This window comes from Bradyrhizobium sp. RT6a, from assembly GCF_040547675.1.
Lineage (GTDB): Bacteria > Pseudomonadota > Alphaproteobacteria > Rhizobiales > Xanthobacteraceae > Bradyrhizobium.
The window spans coordinates 42,586-58,700 of sequence record NZ_JBEPQC010000009.1 but is presented as its reverse complement, the minus strand read 5'-3'; the positions used below and the strand labels follow the sequence as shown (position 1 = coordinate 58,700).

Genomic DNA, 16,115 nt, shown 5'->3' with positions numbered 1-16,115 from the left:
TCACCTCACATCATGCGTTGGGAAACGTCGATCAACTGCCGCACCAGTTCCTTCAACGCGGCGATATCGCCCTCGTGCTTCAGCCTGTCCATATCGTCATAGGCCTGGTCGGCAAAGGCGAGCGTCAGCTGGCTGGCAATCACATTGGCGTGGCAGGAGGTCAGGATCAGCCGCAACGCCTGCAGCGCGCGAGCCGCGCCGAGCCGGCTCTGCGAGGCGCCGGCGAGCGCGAAGACGCGGTTGCGGAACACCTCGCCGCGCGGCTCGTGCAGCTCATGCACGCGACTGACCCAGTCGATCGCGTTCTTCAGCAGCGGCGGCACCGAGGCATTGTATTCGGGCGAGACGATCAGCACGCCATGATGCGCGCCGATCATGCGCTTGAGATTGATCGCGTGCTTGGGCACACCGGACTTGGCCTGCAGGTCGCCGTCATAGATCGGCAGCGGAAAATCGGCGAGCGAGATGCGTGTGACGTCGACACCGGCCTGGTCGAATGCATAGGCGGCGACCGCTGCCAGCTTCGCATTGTGCGAGCCGGTGCGCAGAGAGCCGGGAATGATCAGGATCTTCGGTGCGGACATCCGCTTCCATGCGTTCGGCGAAACGAGCCCGCCACGCAAACAAGAATGCCGGCGGAATTAGTCCTTGCGATACACCCAGACGCGGGCGGGCGGAAGGTTCATCCAGATCCGTTCCGAGGCCTCTGTGGACACGCCGGGCAACGATTTCGGAATCGGCGGCACCACCGCATAGGTGAACTGGACGAAGGGCGCACCGGGCGCCAGGGCCGTGAAGGCGTCGCGGATGAGCCGCAGCCGCGTCAGCATCGGTTTTGTGACCAGCGGCAGGCCCGACACCACCGCAGAGGCCGGCGCGCTCAGCACGTTCCACAGCGTGTCGCGCAGGCGATAGGCATCGCCCTGCACCACCTTGGCCTGCGGATAGCGGTCGCGCAGCAGGGCGCAGAAGCCTGGATTGTATTCGACGAGGACGAGACGCTTCTGGTCGACGCCGCGCTCGACCAGGGCCGAGGTGATGGCGCCGGTGCCGGGCCCGAGCTCGACCACCGGTGCGTCCGAATTGATATCGACGTAGTGGGCCATGGTCCGGGCCAGCAGCTTGCCCGACGGCATCACCGCGCCCATGTGGAGGGGCTTTTCGATCCATGACCGGAGAAAACGCACCTCGTCATCGAGACGGGGCTTCTTCAACGCACGCGCGGACGATGGCAATGGCATGTCGGGACCGGCCGGGACCGCGTGACCGCGGCGTGTCAGAAAATGGTCATAAAGACGTATAGGCCGAAGGCGGCACGGTCAAGACGCGTCAACTCGCGCGATTACCGAAGAAATCCTTGACCTTGGTGAAGAAACCCTCGGATTCCGGCTGGGTGTTGCCGGAGGAGAGCTTGTCGAACTCGGCCAGCAATTCCTGCTGCTTCTTGGTGAGGTTCTGCGGGGTCTCGACCACGACCTGAACGTACATGTCGCCCATCTGGCGCGAGCGCAGCACCGGCATGCCTTTTGATGCGATGCGGAATCGGCGGCTGGACTGGGTCCCTGCTGGGACCTTCACCTTGGTCTTGCCCTTCTCGATGGTCGGCACCTCGAATTCGCCGCCAAGCGCCGCCGTCACCATCGAGATCGGCACACGACAATGCAGATCGGCGCCGTCGCGCTGGAAGAACTGGTGCTGGGCCAGCGACAGGAAGATGTAGAGGTCGCCGGGCGGGCCGCCGCGGACCCCGGCCTCGCCCTCGCCAGCGAGCCTGATCCTGGTGCCGTCCTCGACGCCCGGGGGAATGTTGACCGACAGCGTCCGTTCGCGGGTGACGCGCCCCTGACCTGAGCAGGACGGGCAAGCGTCCTCGATCATTTGGCCGCGCCCCTGGCAGCCCGGGCATGTGCGCTCCAGCGTGAAGAAGCCCTGCGACTGCCTTACGCGTCCGGCGCCGCCGCAGGTCGAGCAGGTCTTCGGCTTGGTGCCGGCCTTGGCCCCGATGCCCGAACAGGCTTCGCACGTGACCGAGACCGGGATCTCGATCTGCGCGGTCTTGCCGCCAAAAGCTTCCTCGAGTGTGATTTCCATGTTGTAGCGCAGGTCGGCGCCGCGCTCGCGGCCGCCACGGCCGCCGCGCTGTCCAGCCATGCCGAACAAATCTTCGAAAATGTCGGAAAAGGAGGAGGCGAAGCCCGCGCCGAAACCAGCGCCGCCACCGCCGCCCTGCTCGAAGGCGGCATGGCCGTAACGGTCATAGGCCGCGCGCTTGTCCCTGTCTTTCAGGACCTCGTAGGCCTCGTTGATTTCCTTGAACTTGACTTCGCTAGTGTCGTCCCCGGGATTGCGGTCGGGGTGAAACTTCATCGCCAGCTTGCGGAACGACGATTTCAGGACGGAATCGTCGGCATCGCGTTCGACTTCGAGGGTTTCGTAGTAGCAGCGCTTGGTGGACGTGGACATGATGAGCTCGGTCTATCCGATCGCGATTCAAGTCGGAGCGAAGCAACGTCGCCATGCAGCGATATAAGCACCCTTCCGCCTCGCGGCAGAGGATTGCACAGCAGTGTTCAGAATAACGGCTGGGAATTGATCGATCGTAACGGGGCCGACTTTAGAGCCTTGGCCCGTCGAGCCCGACACGATGGCCTCCCCCGCGAGGGAGGAGGCCGTTGGCGCGTGTGGGGTCCAAGCCGTCCGCATCATCACCCTCGCAGGGTTCAGGCGGACTTCTTGTTGTTCTTGTCGTCGTCGACTTCGGTGAATTCCGCGTCGACGACGTCGTCCTTGGCCGCATCCTTCTTGGCGTCGGCCTCGGCCTGCTGCTTGTACATGGCCTCGCCGAGCTTCATCGAAGCCTGGGCCAGCGTTTGGGTCTTGGCCTTGATCGCTTCGGCATCGTCGCCCTTCAGCGCTTCCTTGAGGTCGCTGACGGCGTCCTCGATGGCGCGGCGCTCGGTCTCTGCGACCTTCGAACCGTGCTCGGCCAGTGCCTTCTCGGTCGAATGCACCAGTCCGTCCGCGTCGTTCTTGGCAGTCACGGCCTCGCGGCGCTTCTTGTCCGCCTCGGCATTGGCCTCGGCGTCCTTGACCATCTTCTCGATGTCGGCTTCCGACAGACCGCCGGAGGCCTGGATGCGGATCTGCTGCTCCTTGGACGTGGCCTTGTCCTTGGCCGAGACGTTGACGATGCCGTTGGCGTCGATATCGAAGGTCACCTCGATCTGCGGCATACCGCGCGGAGCCGGCGGAATGCCCATCAGGTCGAACTGGCCGAGCATCTTGTTGTCGGCCGCCATTTCACGCTCGCCCTGGAAGACGCGGATGGTGACCGCGTTCTGGCTGTCCTCGGCGGTCGAGAACACCTGGCTCTTCTTGGTGGGGATCGTGGTGTTGCGGTCGATGATGCGGGTGAACACGCCGCCCAGCGTCTCGATGCCCAGCGACAGCGGGGTCACGTCGAGCAGCAGCACGTCCTTGACGTCGCCCTGAAGCACGCCGGCCTGGATCGCGGCACCGATCGCCACGACTTCGTCCGGGTTGACGCCCTTGTGCGGCTCCTTGCCGAACAGCTGCTTCACGACTTCCTGGACCTTCGGCATGCGCGACATGCCACCGACCAACACCACTTCGCCGATCTCGGCGGCGGTGAGGCCGGCATCCTTCAGCGCCTTGCGGCAGGGCTCGACGGTTTTCTGGACGAGGTCATCGACCAGCGCCTCGAACTTGGCGCGGGTAAGCTTCATCGTCAGATGCTTCGGGCCGGTCTGGTCCGCGGTGATGAAGGGCAGGTTGATCTCGGTCTGCGTCGTCGACGACAGCTCGATCTTGGCCTTTTCGGCGGCTTCCTTCAGGCGCTGCAACGCGAGCTTGTCGTTGCGCAGGTTGATGCCCTGCTCCTTCTGGAATTCGTCGGCGAGATAGCCGACCAGGCGCATGTCGAAGTCTTCGCCGCCGAGGAAGGTGTCGCCGTTGGTCGACTTCACCTCGAACACGCCGTCGCCGATTTCGAGAATCGAGATATCGAACGTGCCGCCGCCGAGATCGTACACGGCGATCGTGCCGGCCTTGGTCTTGTCGAGGCCATAGGCGAGCGCGGCCGCGGTCGGCTCGTTGATGATGCGCAGCACTTCAAGGCCCGCGATCTTGCCGGCGTCCTTGGTCGCCTGGCGCTGGGCGTCGTTGAAGTAGGCGGGCACGGTGATGACGGCCTGGTCGACCTTCTGGCCGAGATGGGCTTCCGCGGTCTCCTTCATCTTCTGCAAGATGAACGCCGAGACCTGCGAGGGCGAGTAGGTCTGGCCGTCGGCCTCGACCCAGGCGTCGCCGTTGGAAGCCTTCACGATCTTGTACGGAACGAGCTTCTTGTCCTTCTCGACCATCGGGTCGTCGTAGCGGCGGCCGATCAGGCGCTTCACTGCGAAGAACGTGCGCTCGGGATTGGTGACGGCCTGGCGCTTGGCCGGCTGGCCGACGAGGCGCTCACCGTCGTCCGTCACGGCGACGATCGAAGGCGTCGTGCGCATGCCTTCGGAATTCTCGATGACTTTGGCGTTCTTGCCATCCATTACGGCGACGCACGAATTCGTGGTGCCGAGGTCGATCCCGATGACCTTTCCCATGGTCCTATATCCTTGTTTTTGCGGCAGGCTGGCTGGGCCCAGAAGGCACCCGAACCGAAACCCCCTAAGATCAAACATTCGCGATATTGCGATGGTTGGGGGTCATATAGGAGGGGGGGAGGTGCCCGCAAGGACCGAACGCAAGTTTCGGCCGTGAAAACATTGGGTTTTGGAAGAACATATCCGGGCTGCACCGCCCTTGCGGGTGAGGAATTATTAACAGGTGCCGCGATCGGCGGCATCGGCTACCGCATTCCGCCCCGCCCTGTTGCGGCAAGTCCAAACCCGCTAAAAGGCGGGCAGCCGGCCGGGCTCGTCATCGGGCTGCCTCGCGCGACAAAGCGACCGGCCGGCCACCATCGAACGGCCTCAATGTGAACCAATCAGAGTGCCCATGAAGCTGATCCGCCCCCTCGCTGCGCTCGCCCTCCTCGTCGCCTCTGCGCTTCCGGCTCTGGCTGCCGACGCCGTTTTCCCGCCTGGCTTGCGCCTCGGCATGGTGCCATTGGTCGGTCTTAACACGGCCAAGACCTTTCCCGGCTTCGAGAGCGAGGACGGCAGCGTCAAGGTGCTGATCACAGAGCTGCCGCCGGCGGCCTATGGCGAAGTCGTGAGCGCCTTCAACTCCAATCCGGCCGGAGCCAACGGCGTCAAGCAGGACAAGATCGAGACGCCCGCCGGTCTTGCCTATTTCACCACTGAGAGCGGCAAGGCCGGCGAGACGCCGGTGCGGCGCTATTCGATGATCGTGCCGGGCGCCGGCTTCTCCGGCTATGTCGCGGTGCAGATCCCGGAGAATGCGATCAAGATCTACACCGACGAGGCGGTGCGGCAGATGTTCGCGAGCGTCGTCACCCGCAAGCAGGTCTCGGCCGAAGAGCAGATCGCGCTGATGCCGTTCAAGATCACCGATCTCGCCGACTTCAAGGACGTTCGCACGCTGGCGCCGGGCTCGAGCATCATCCTGGCCGACGGCGACGAGAGTACCGGCTATGAATCGAAGCCATTCATGATCCTCGGCGTGATCGGCGCCACCCCGCAGCAGGCCGACGACCGCGCCCGCTTCGCCCAGGAGGCGGCGCTCCAGATTCCCGGCGTGCGGGAGTCGCGCGTCACCATGTCCGAGCCGATCCGCATCAGCGGCCAGCAGGGTTTCGAGACCCGGATCGACGGCGTCAGCGGCAAGGACAAGACGCCGGTGACCGTGGTGCAGTGGATCCGCTTCAGCAGCGGCGGCGCCTCGCTGCGCATCATCGCCAGCGCCCCGCGCGAGCAGTGGCCGGCCGCCTTCACCCGCTTCCGCGCGGTCCGCGACGGCATCCAGCCGAAGGGCTGACCCGACACTAACCGTCGTCCCGGCCTACGCCGGGACGACGATGATATCCGGTCAGCAGCCCAACGACTCACCAAAGCCGGCTGCATTTTCGGGCTTCTGTTCGTATACGAACGGAACTAGGCTCCCCTTCCGTTGAGTTCATCCTAGAGGGAGGCGAATGATGCTGGATCGGCGACAAGTCTTGGCGGCGCTCGGGACGAGCGCTCTCGTGGCCCTCGCGCCAACCGCAATTCTGGCAGCTGCATCGATCAAGCCGGACGATGCATCCGCGCTGCTCGTGATCGACGTACAGAACTGCTTCCTTCCCGGCGGCAGCCTTGCCGTGAAGGAAGGCGAGCAGGTGGTCCCCGTCATCAACAAGATCTCGAAAGCGTTTTCGAACGTGGTGATGACGCAGGACTGGCACACGCAAGGCCATATTTCCTTCGCGTCAGTCCACGCCGGCAAGAAGCCGTTCGAGACCGTCGATCTTCCCTACGGCAAGCAGGTGCTGTGGCCAGACCATTGCGTGCAGGGCACCGACGGCGCCGCGCTGTCGAAGGACCTTGCGATCCCGCACGCCGAGCTCATCATCCGCAAGGGTTTTCACAAGGACGTCGACAGCTATTCGGCCTTTCTCGAAGCCGACGGCAAGACCTCGACCGGCCTTGCCGGCTATCTGAAGGGGCGAAAGATCAAGCGCGTCTTCGTCGCGGGGCTGGCGACGGATTTCTGCGTCGCCTGGACCGCGCTCGACGCGCGCAAGGCGGGCTTCGAGGTCTATGTGGTGGAAGACGCCTGCCGCGGCATCGACAATCAGGGCTCGCTCGCAAAAGCCTGGGCCGATATGGCCAAGGCCGGCGTGAAGCGGATTCAGTCCGCGGATATCGCGGCGAGCGCGTAAGAGGCGCGACCGAACTGCCAGACCCTCATCCTGAGGAGCGCACCCTTCGCGCGCGCCTCCTCACCATGAGGATCGATCAGTTGGCCGCGCCGTTCGGCTCGTTGCTGTTGGCGGGCGCGGCCTTGGCGCCGCCCTTGGCGACACCGACCAGGGCGGGACGCAGCACGCGCTCGCCGATGGTGTAGCCGGCCTGCATGACCTGCACGACGGTGCCTGCGGGCACCGACGCATCGGGCACCTCGAACATCGCCTGCTGAAAGTTCGGATCGAACTTCTGGCCCAAGGGGTCGAATTTCTTCACGCCGTGTTTTTCCAGCGCGCTGAGCAGCGAGCGCTCGGTCAGCTCGACGCCCTCGATCAGCGAGGCCAGGCCTGCATCGGCCGTCGCACGAGCTTCGGCCGGAACGGCATCGAGCGCGCGCTGGAGGTTGTCGGCGATGTCGAGCACGTCGCGGGCAAAGCCCGTGACGCCGTAGAGCTTGGAGTCTGCGACCTCTTTGGCGGTGCGCTTGCGCAAATTCTCCATCTCGGCCAGCGTCCGCAGCATGCGATCGCGCGCCTCGGCGGCTTCCTTCTGCAGGAGCTCGACCGAGCCGGGCTCGGGATCGTCGGGCATGATGTAGGGTTTTGACACCACGGGCTCGCCGGCCGCAGCACTCGTGTCTTCGGGTTGCCGGTCTCGATCGGTCATCGGCTCTCTTTTCGCATTCGTCTCAGGGGGTTTCTGGCCCGGATATCGTGCTTCGGGCGCCGAAAATCAAGCGCCCGTGATCGGGAGAGACGCCGGTCAGCCCCCCAGGAGCCGGCTGACGATGCGGGCAGCGTAGTCCACGGTCGGGATCACGCGGGCATAATTCAGCCGTGTCGGCCCGATCACGCCCAAAACGCCGACGATATGGCCGGCGGCATCCCGATAGGGCGAGATGATGGTGGACGAGCCCGACAGCGAGAACAGCTTGTTCTCACTGCCGATGAAGATTCGCACGCCTTCCGCGGTTTCGGCCCGGCCGAGCAGGTCGATCACGCCACGCTTGGTCTCGAGATCGTCGAAGAGCAGGCGAACGCGCTCGAGATCCTCCAGCGCATGCAAATCTTCGAGCAGATTGGCGTGGCCGCGAACGATCAGCTGGCGATCCTCGTTTTCGCCGCCCGACCAGCTGGCGATACCGGCCGAGATCACCTTGTGCGTCAGCTGATCGAGCTCGGTCCGCGCCTCTCCGAGCGCGGTCTCGAGCTCCAGCCGGGCCTCGGCCAGGGTCCGGCCACGGATACGTGCATTGAGGAAGTTACCGGCTTCAGTCAGCGCCGAGGATGGAACCCCCGGCGGGAGCGTCAGCACGCGGTTTTCGACCTGCCCGTCCTCGCCGACCAGGATCACCAATGCCTTTTCCGGTTCCAAGCGGACGAATTCGATATGTTTCAGCCGCGCATTGGATTTCGGCGTCAGCACGACGGCGGCTGCGCGGGTCAGGCCGGAGAGTCGCGTCAATGCCTCCTCGAGCGCAGCCTCGACCGATTGCGCGTGGCCGACGGAGGTCAACTGGCTCTGGATCGCCTGCCGCTCACTGTCATTGAGGTCGCCGACCTGCATCAGGGCGTCGACGAAGAACCGCAGGCCGAGTTCCGTCGGCAGCCGGCCGGCGGAGGTATGCGGGGCGTAGATCAGGCCGAGCTGTTCCAGGTCGGCCATGACGTTGCGGACCGAGGCGGGCGACAGCGGCATGGCAATCAGGCGCGAAATATTGCGCGAGCCCACCGGCTCCCCCGTCGCGAGGTAGCTTTCGACGATTTGACGAAAGATGTCGCGGGAACGCTCGTTGAGCTGGGCGAGGCCCGCGCGCGGCGCGATCAGATGGATCGGATCGTGATGGGCCACAGACGGTAACTCCTCTCAGATACAGGTAATTTGTCTATCCCTGCGGCTTCTGACAAGCGTGGCGTTCGCGGATTGAAAATCGGGGGTGAATAAGGCCTCGATCTTCCCCCTTGCCGCCCACCCTCACCCCACCTACAAGCACCGCCAACAGCCCCTTTCCGAGAGTTTTGGAGGATTTCCCATGCGGCCAAGCCGCCGTGCGCCCGACGAACTGCGCCCCGTGACGCTGGAGCGCGGCGTGGTCAAATATGCGGAAGGCTCGTGCCTGGTGAAGTTCGGCGACACCCACGTGCTGGTCACCGCCACGCTGGAAGACCGCCTGCCGCCATGGCTGAAGGGCCAGGGCCGCGGCTGGGTCACCGCCGAATACGGCATGCTGCCGCGCGCGACCTCGGAACGCACCCGCCGCGAGGCCTCCGCCGGAAAGCAGAGCGGCCGCACCGTCGAAATTCAGCGCCTGATCGGACGCTCGCTTCGCACCATCATTAATCTCGAAGCGCTCGGTGAGCGCCAGATCACGGTCGATTGCGACGTGCTGCAGGCCGACGGCGGCACCCGCACGGCCTCGATCACCGGGGCCTGGGTCGCCCTCGCCGATTGCATCACCTGGATGAAGGCGCGCAACATGGTCAAGGCCAATGTGTTGCGCGACAACGTCGCCGCGATCTCCTGCGGCATCTACAAGGGCACGCCGGTGCTCGACCTCGACTATGCCGAGGACTCCGAAGCCGATACCGACGCCAATTTCGTCATGACGGGCGATGGCCGCATCATCGAAGTCCAGGGCACCGCGGAACGCGAGCCGTTCACGGAAGCCGAGTTCCTGGCTCTGATGGCGCTGGCGCGCAAGGGCGTCGCGCGTCTCGTGGACTTGCAGAAACTGGCGGTAGCGTAGTCAATAGGCCGATGCATCGCCGAATCACCGGAAAGCTGGTCATCGCGACCCATAATCCCGGCAAGCTCGCCGAGATGAAGGAGCTGCTCGCGCCTTACGGCATCGAGGCGGTGTCGGCCGGCGAATTAGGCCTTTCGGAGCCGGAAGAGACCGGAAACGATTTCCGCAGCAATGCCGCGATCAAGGCCGTCGCGGCAGCGCAGGCGACGAAGCTGCCATCTTTCGCCGATGATTCCGGCATCGTGGTCGACGCGCTCGATGGCGCGCCCGGCATCTATTCGGCGCGCTGGGCCGGGCCGAACAAGGATTTTGACGCGGCGATGGCTCGGATCGAGCGGCTGTTGCAGGAGCGCGGCGCGACCACGCCCGCCAAACGCAAGGCGCATTTCGTTTCCGCGCTCTGCGTTGCATGGCCCGACGATCATCTCGAAGAGGTCGAGGCGCGCGTCGACGGCACGCTGGTGTGGCCGCCGCGCGGCACCGCCGGCTTCGGCTACGACCCGATGTTTTTGCCCGACGGCCATAGCCGCACCTTCGGCGAGATGGAGAGCATCGAGAAGCACGGCCTGCCGCCGCTCGGTCTCGGCCTGTCGCACCGTGCCCGCGCCTTCGTGAAACTGGCGGAGATCTGCCTTGAGCCGCGCTAAGGAAGCCTTCGGCGTCTACGTGCACTGGCCGTTCTGCCTGTCGAAGTGCCCCTATTGCGACTTCAACAGCCACGTTCGCCACGCCGCGATCGACGAGGCGCGTTTTGCGTCAGCATTCGCGCGTGAGATCGAAACGACCGCGCAACGTTCGCCCGGCCGCGAAGTCACCTCGATCTTTCTCGGCGGCGGAACGCCCTCGCTCATGCAGCCTGCAACCGTCGGCGCTGTGCTCGACGCCATCGGCAAGCACTGGACCGTGGCGAAAGACGTCGAAGTCACGCTGGAGGCAAACCCGACCAGCGTCGAGGCTACGCGCTTCGCCGGCTATCGCGCCGCCGGCGTCAACCGCGTCTCGCTCGGCGTGCAGGCGCTCGACGATGCCTCGCTGAAAGCGCTGGGCCGCATGCACAGCGCGCGCGAGGCACTCGATGCCGTCGCCATCGCGCGCCGCTCGTTCGATCGTTATTCGTTCGACCTGATCTATGCCCGTCCCGACCAGACGCCGGCGATGTGGGCCGATGAATTGCGTCTCGCGATCGACGAGGCGGCCGAGCATCTGTCGCTCTATCAATTGACGATCGAAGAAGGCACGCCGTTCTTCGGCCTGCATCAAGCCGGCAAGCTGAAGACGCCGGATGAGGCGATCGCACGCGCGCTCTACGACGTTACGCAGGAGACCTGCGACAAGCTCGGCCTGCCCGCCTACGAGATTTCAAATCACGCGCGGCGCGGCGCCGAGTGCCGGCACAATCTGGTCTACTGGCGCGGCGAGGAATATGCCGGCATCGGCCCCGGCGCCCATGGCCGGCTCGACATCGATGGTATCAGGCACGCAACCGCCACCGAGAAGCGTCCCGAAGCCTGGCTGATGCGGGTCGAGACCAACGGCCATGGCAACGTCACCGACGACCTCCTCAACAGCGAAGAACGCGCCGACGAATTCCTGCTGATGGGGTTGCGCCTCGCCGAGGGCATCGACCCCGAGCGCTACCGCGCGCTGTCTGGCCGCTCGCTCGATCCCAAGCGCATCACGCTGCTGCGCGAAGAAGGCGCGATCACGGTGGATGCAACGGGTCGGCTGCGCGTGACCAGCAGCGGTTTTCCGGTGCTGGACGCAGTGGTCGCGGATCTCGCGGCGTAGCGATATCTCGTAGTACGCAAAGCGTAACCAGCAACTTCGCGCGCGGAAGCATGATGGGTTACGCCTTCAGTTCGGGGTTGTATCGCGCGGTGGCTTGTGCGGTTCGGCTTCCCCTTGGGACTTCGCCTCAAGACCTCGTCCCGAGATGGATTGTCCTGATTTCCTGCTTCTTTATCCGTCAAGGTACGGTCTCCCGCTTGGGGAAAAGCGGGACGGACATAGGAATCCTTGCCATTAGCGTGGACTCCGGAACAGCGACGCCCCACCATTGATCTGCGATTCGGATCCATCCGATTCGCAACGTGGAGGGGAGCCGGTCTTCCGCCAAGTCGACCCGGCTCTCCCCACTGGCGATCCCTGACCTAGGGGACCATCTGACCAAAGGCCGTCCGGTTTCCACCCCGGGCGGTCTTTGTATTTTCAGCAGGGGCTCGAATCACGAGCTTCAGCCTGACTGAAATCACGTACACACTACGCACAGTAGAATCCCACCTACAAGACGCATGAGGACACACAGTCCTCAAACAACGGGGACAAAACTAACGCGCCGGCCTGTCACGCGGTTCAAACATACCGCACGCAAATCTGGCACCTTACGCCCCAAAACTCTTTGGCGAGCCCGCCACGGCCACGCCGCCACCGGTCGTGACCTTCATCACCGCGAGCCCGCGCTCGTTGGTTCCGTCGGCGCGGAAGCGGAACAGGCCGTCGATGCCGGCGAAGCCGGAGGGGTTGGTGAGCACGTCCGGCGAAAAGCGCGTGGTGCCTTGCGTGCGCGCCAGCGCGGCGACCAGGGCAACCGCATCATAGGCGAGCGTGGCCGTGCGGATCGGCTCCGCGCCGTATTTGGTGCGATAGCGGCCGGAGAAGGCGCGAAAGCCGGCCGGGTCCGGCGCGGCGTAGAGGCCGCCTTGCAAGCTTGAACTGGCATAGACGCGCGGACTGTCCCACAGGCCGGTGCCGAGCAGCTGGATATTGCGCAGGTTAGCACCCGCGGCGCTCAACGCATCGGCGACCGCAACGACGGCGTCGCCATCATCGGCGATGAACAGCGCATCCGCACTGCCGAGCTGCTGCGCCACGGTCCGGGCCGGCGCGGCGCGATCGGCGCCGTATTTCTCGAACGCGACGATGCGCCCGCCGCGGCGCGGCACGGCCGCCTTCACCGCGGCCTCGACCACGTTGCCATAGGCATTGTCGGGCACGAGCACGGCGACGGAGCGCTTTCCGATGCTGGCGGAATATTCGACGATGCGGTTGACGTCGGACTCCGGCAGGAAGCTCAGCAGATAGACACCGCGGCCGGCGATGCTGGAATCGGTCGAGAACGCCATCACCGAGATGCCGCGCGTCCGCGCGATCTGCGCCACCGCGGGCACCGACTGCGCGAACAGCGGCCCCAGGATGATCTCGGCGCCCTCGTCGACCGCCTGCTGCGCACTCGCCTGCGCGCCCTGCGGGCTGCCATTGTCGTCCTTGATTAGGAGCTGGATGTTGGGATTCTGGAACTCGGCCAGCGCCATCTCGGCGGCGTTGCGCATCGACTGCGCGGCAAGGCCGGCATTGCCGGATGCCGAGAGCGGCAGGATCACGGCAACCTTCACCCCGCCGGTGCCGGCGGTCGTCGCCTGTTGCGGCGGGCCGGCCGGCTGGGCCGGAGGCGGAGAGGAGCTGCTGAACGGATTGGAGAACTGGCTCAGGCTCTGCTGCACGCCGGCGCAGGCCGACAGCAGTGGCGTGCCGAGCAACAGGCCGAGCGCGCTTCGCCGGGTTGCCCCCGATATCAGGGGCCCCTGAACGGGAGACTCCCCCGAAAAGGAAGATCTGGGATCACGTGGGCCCGTCATGACAGTTTCTCTTCTGACCGACCGTCGCCAGTCGCTCACGATATTCTTTCCACGACACCAGCCATGGATTCAGGCATATTGTCGGCAAATAGTTAACTCAAACAAAAGGATAATGCCCGCTTAACGCGGCTTCCTCTCAAGTTCTGGCTAGCTGTCCGCCGTCCGTCACCCAGCATCAAGGCGGCGTTTCCGCCGCGAATATGGCGCTGACGCTTCATTCCCTAGGGAATGTGATGCCGAATGGATCACATTCCAGTCCTTCCTCGCCCCTTGCCTCGCCCCCTGCCCAGGCACCATCTTTTTCCGCGGACCGGTTCCCAGCCCCGGGGATCATGCCTAAGTTCGTCTGATTATGCGCGCAAAGCCGTCCCCGATAAATACACCTGAGACGATGGAGCCCGCCTCGCGCGGTTTCTCCATCGACGCCCATCGGCTTGCTGCGCCGAAGGCCGCGCCGGGCCTGCACCTGGTCGCGACCCCCATCGGCAATCTCGGTGACATCACGCTGCGGGCGCTGCAGACCCTCGCCGGGGTCGATGTCATCGCCTGCGAGGACACCCGGATCACGCGGCGTCTGACCGAGCGCTACGACATCTCCGCGCAGCTCAAGCAATATCACGAGCACAACGCGGAAGCGGCCCGCCCAAAGATCCTGGAGCGGCTTTCGCAGGGCGGCTCGATCGCGCTGGTGTCGGACGCCGGCACGCCGCTGATCTCGGACCCCGGCTACAAGCTGGTGCGCGAGGTCTGCGCCGCCGGCCACGCCGTCTACGCGCTGCCCGGCCCGTCCTCGGTGCTGGCGGCGCTGTCGGTCGCAGCGCTGCCGACCGACCGCTTCTTCTTCGAGGGCTTTCTGCCGGCCAAATCGGCCGCGCGGCGGTCGCGCCTGACCGAGCTGGCGCGCATCGATGCGACACTGGTGATGTTCGATTCTGGCAACCGCGTGCAGGACACGCTCGCCGAGCTTGCCGAGATCATGGGGACCCGCGAAGCCGCGATCTGCCGCGAGCTGACGAAACTGCACGAGCAGATTTCGCGCGCGACGCTGCATGAGCTGGCGCGCGATGCCGACACGCTGGAGACGCGCGGCGAATTCGTGCTGGTGATCGCTCCGCCTGCGGCGGATGCCGAGATGCTGACATCGGATGCGCTCGACGACTTTCTGCGCGAGCAGCTCGCCGCCAACAGCGTCAAGGATGCGGTGGCGCATGCGGTCGCGCTCTCGGGCCGGCCGCGCCGCGAGGTCTATGCCCGCGCGCTCGAGCTTGCCAAAGATCTGCGGGGCGGCGATGGCGAAGACTAACGTCCCGGCGGAACCAAAAATCGCTTCGCCCGAGCGCGTCGCCGCGTTTCGCACGGGCATCTCCGCGGAAAGCCGCGCCGCAGCCTATCTCATGGCCAAGGGATACCGCATCCTCGCCAAACGCTACCGCACGCCGCATGGCGAGATCGACATCGTGGCGCGCCGCCGCAATTTGATCGCCTTCGTCGAGGTCAAGGCGCGCGCGACGCTGGACGACGCCGCCTTCGCGGTGACACCGCGCCAGCAGCAGCGCATCATCGATGCCGCGCAAGGCTGGCTCGTCGCGCATCCCGAGCATGCGGAATTCGAATTGCGATTCGATGCCATGCTGATTGCGCCGCGGTCACTTCCACGCCATGTGTTGGCGGCATTCGACGCCTCGACCTGAAAGGCAGACCATGAAACTGAACGTCGCCGTCCAGATGGACCCCATCGCCCGCATCAACATCAAGGGCGATTCCACCTTTGCGCTGCTCCTGGAGGCGCAGAAGCGCGGCCACGGCCTGTCCTATTACACGCCCGACAAGCTCTCGATGGTCGGCGAGGAGATCGTCGCTCCCGTTCAGCTGCTCACCGTGCGCGACGAGCCCGGCAATCATTTCACCTTGGGCGAACCCAGGCGCGAGGCGCTCAACGGCTTCGACGTTGTGCTGCTGCGCCAGGATCCGCCGTTCGACCTCGCCTACATCACCTCGACGCACCTTCTCGAACGCATCCATCCGAAGACACTCGTCGTCAATGATCCCGCCTCGGTGCGCAACGCGCCGGAAAAGCTGTTCGTGATGAACTTTCCGCAGCTGATGCCGCCGACGCTGATCTCGCGCGACCTCGACGAGATCAACGCATTCCGCGACAAGTATGGCGCCGTCGTGATGAAGCCGCTGCACGGCCATGGCGGCGCGGCGGTGTTCCGCGTGATGCCGCAGGACATGAATTTCGGCTCGCTGTTCGACATGTTCTCGGTGACGTTCAAGGAAGCCTGGGTGATCCAGCAGTTCATTCCCGAGGTGAAGCACGGCGACAAGCGCATCATCCTGATCAATGGCGAGTTCGCCGGCGCGGTGAATCGCGTCCCGGCCGCCGACGACCTCCGCTCCAACATGGTGCGCGGCGGCGCCGCGCAGGAGACCGAGCTCACGCCGCGCGAGCGTGAGATCTGCGCCACCGTCGGCCCGGCGTTGCGCGAGCGCGGGCTGTTGTTCGTCGGCATCGACGTCATCAACGGCAACCTGACCGAGATCAACGTGACCTCGCCGACCGGCATCCGCGCCATCGCGCGGCTCGGCGGACCGGACGTTGCCGCAAAGCTCTGGGACGTGATCGAGCGGAAGCGGACGAAGTAGGCATTGGCCCGTAGCCCGGATGGAGCGCAGCGAAATCCGGGCTACGTAATGCATGCGCGGCATCACCTCACCCATCACTAACGACCCATTCACCATGACGCGGCGCGCATCATTCGAACGCAGCGGCAGCACTGCGTGAAACTACGGGGCCAGTGGCCGACCGGCTAACGCGACGTTCACCATCTGCCGAAAGACCACAGCGCGGCCGTCGATCACGTTCGG

The 16,115-nt window shown here is 65.0% G+C and carries 15 protein-coding genes; 8 read left to right on the top strand and 7 right to left on the bottom strand.

The features are described 5' to 3' along the window. Window positions 1–5 precede the first annotated feature (5 nt). The 4 genes from ABIC03_RS32740 to dnaK form a co-directional block, all read right to left on the bottom strand. Complete coding sequence (locus ABIC03_RS32740) at window positions 6–584, bottom strand: NADPH-dependent FMN reductase (protein WP_085359535.1); 579 nt, start codon at window positions 582–584, stop codon at window positions 6–8. 57 nt (window positions 585–641) lie between these two features. Further along, entirely contained in the window at window positions 642–1,241 is a 600-nt protein-coding gene (locus ABIC03_RS32735) for a class I SAM-dependent methyltransferase (RefSeq protein WP_148743606.1), read from the bottom strand. An 88-nt stretch (window positions 1,242–1,329) separates the two neighbouring features. Next, window positions 1,330–2,463: a molecular chaperone DnaJ gene (gene dnaJ, locus ABIC03_RS32730; protein ID WP_275168930.1), complete on the bottom strand. Its 1,134-nt coding sequence runs from the start codon at window positions 2,461–2,463 to the stop codon at window positions 1,330–1,332. 257 nt (window positions 2,464–2,720) lie between these two features. Beyond that, complete coding sequence (gene dnaK, locus ABIC03_RS32725; RefSeq protein WP_007604023.1) at window positions 2,721–4,622, bottom strand: molecular chaperone DnaK; 1,902 nt, start codon at window positions 4,620–4,622, stop codon at window positions 2,721–2,723. Window positions 4,623–5,016: 394 nt separating this feature from the next. Between dnaK and ABIC03_RS32720 the strand changes: the two genes are divergently transcribed. Beyond that, on the top strand, window positions 5,017–5,958 hold the full coding sequence (locus tag ABIC03_RS32720; RefSeq protein ID WP_354064245.1) for a hypothetical protein: 942 nt from the start codon (window positions 5,017–5,019) through the stop codon (window positions 5,956–5,958). A 160-nt stretch (window positions 5,959–6,118) separates the two neighbouring features. After that, on the top strand, window positions 6,119–6,841 hold the full coding sequence (gene pncA / locus ABIC03_RS32715; protein WP_354064243.1) for a bifunctional nicotinamidase/pyrazinamidase: 723 nt from the start codon (window positions 6,119–6,121) through the stop codon (window positions 6,839–6,841). 76 nt (window positions 6,842–6,917) lie between these two features. Here pncA and grpE read toward each other — a convergent pair whose 3' ends face one another. Then, window positions 6,918–7,532 carry a nucleotide exchange factor GrpE gene (grpE, locus tag ABIC03_RS32710; RefSeq protein ID WP_354064241.1) on the bottom strand — a complete coding sequence of 205 codons (615 nt, stop codon included), beginning with the start codon at window positions 7,530–7,532 and terminating at the stop codon, window positions 6,918–6,920. Window positions 7,533–7,628: 96 nt separating this feature from the next. Continuing rightward, the gene (hrcA, locus tag ABIC03_RS32705; protein ID WP_007598483.1) at window positions 7,629–8,717 is read right to left on the bottom strand and encodes a heat-inducible transcriptional repressor HrcA; all 1,089 of its coding nucleotides are present in this window, start codon (window positions 8,715–8,717) and stop codon (window positions 7,629–7,631) included. Between the two features lie 181 nt (window positions 8,718–8,898). On the opposite strand from hrcA, the gene rph reads away from it, so the two are divergent. From rph to hemW, 3 genes are read left to right on the top strand one after another with little or no spacing between them, the layout of a single operon-like run. After that, complete coding sequence (rph, locus tag ABIC03_RS32700; RefSeq protein WP_027514789.1) at window positions 8,899–9,612, top strand: ribonuclease PH; 714 nt, start codon at window positions 8,899–8,901, stop codon at window positions 9,610–9,612. Window positions 9,613–9,623: 11 nt separating this feature from the next. Continuing rightward, complete coding sequence (gene rdgB / locus ABIC03_RS32695) at window positions 9,624–10,259, top strand: RdgB/HAM1 family non-canonical purine NTP pyrophosphatase (protein ID WP_354064238.1); 636 nt, start codon at window positions 9,624–9,626, stop codon at window positions 10,257–10,259. After that, a complete protein-coding gene (gene hemW / locus ABIC03_RS32690) occupies window positions 10,246–11,400 on the top strand; it encodes a radical SAM family heme chaperone HemW (RefSeq protein WP_354064236.1) in 1,155 nt (384 codons plus the stop codon). Before rdgB ends, hemW begins: the two co-directional genes overlap by 14 nt. Before the next feature lie 593 nt (window positions 11,401–11,993). Here the strand turns inward: hemW and ABIC03_RS32685 are convergent. Beyond that, window positions 11,994–13,247, bottom strand: coding sequence for a penicillin-binding protein activator (locus ABIC03_RS32685; protein WP_354064234.1), 1,254 nt, complete (start codon window positions 13,245–13,247; stop codon window positions 11,994–11,996). 352 nt (window positions 13,248–13,599) lie between these two features. On the opposite strand from ABIC03_RS32685, the gene rsmI reads away from it, so the two are divergent. Genes rsmI through gshB form a run of 3 tightly spaced genes read left to right on the top strand, consistent with a single transcriptional unit; the run spans window position 13,600 to window position 15,893 of the window. Then, window positions 13,600–14,550, top strand: coding sequence for a 16S rRNA (cytidine(1402)-2'-O)-methyltransferase (gene rsmI, locus ABIC03_RS32680; protein WP_354064232.1), 951 nt, complete (start codon window positions 13,600–13,602; stop codon window positions 14,548–14,550). Continuing rightward, window positions 14,537–14,938, top strand: a complete 402-nt coding sequence (locus ABIC03_RS32675) for a YraN family protein (RefSeq protein ID WP_354064230.1) — start codon at window positions 14,537–14,539, stop codon at window positions 14,936–14,938. Before rsmI ends, ABIC03_RS32675 begins: the two co-directional genes overlap by 14 nt. A 10-nt stretch (window positions 14,939–14,948) precedes the next feature. Next, on the top strand, window positions 14,949–15,893 hold the full coding sequence (gene gshB, locus ABIC03_RS32670; protein WP_275168946.1) for a glutathione synthase: 945 nt from the start codon (window positions 14,949–14,951) through the stop codon (window positions 15,891–15,893). Window positions 15,894–16,115 lie beyond the last annotated feature (222 nt).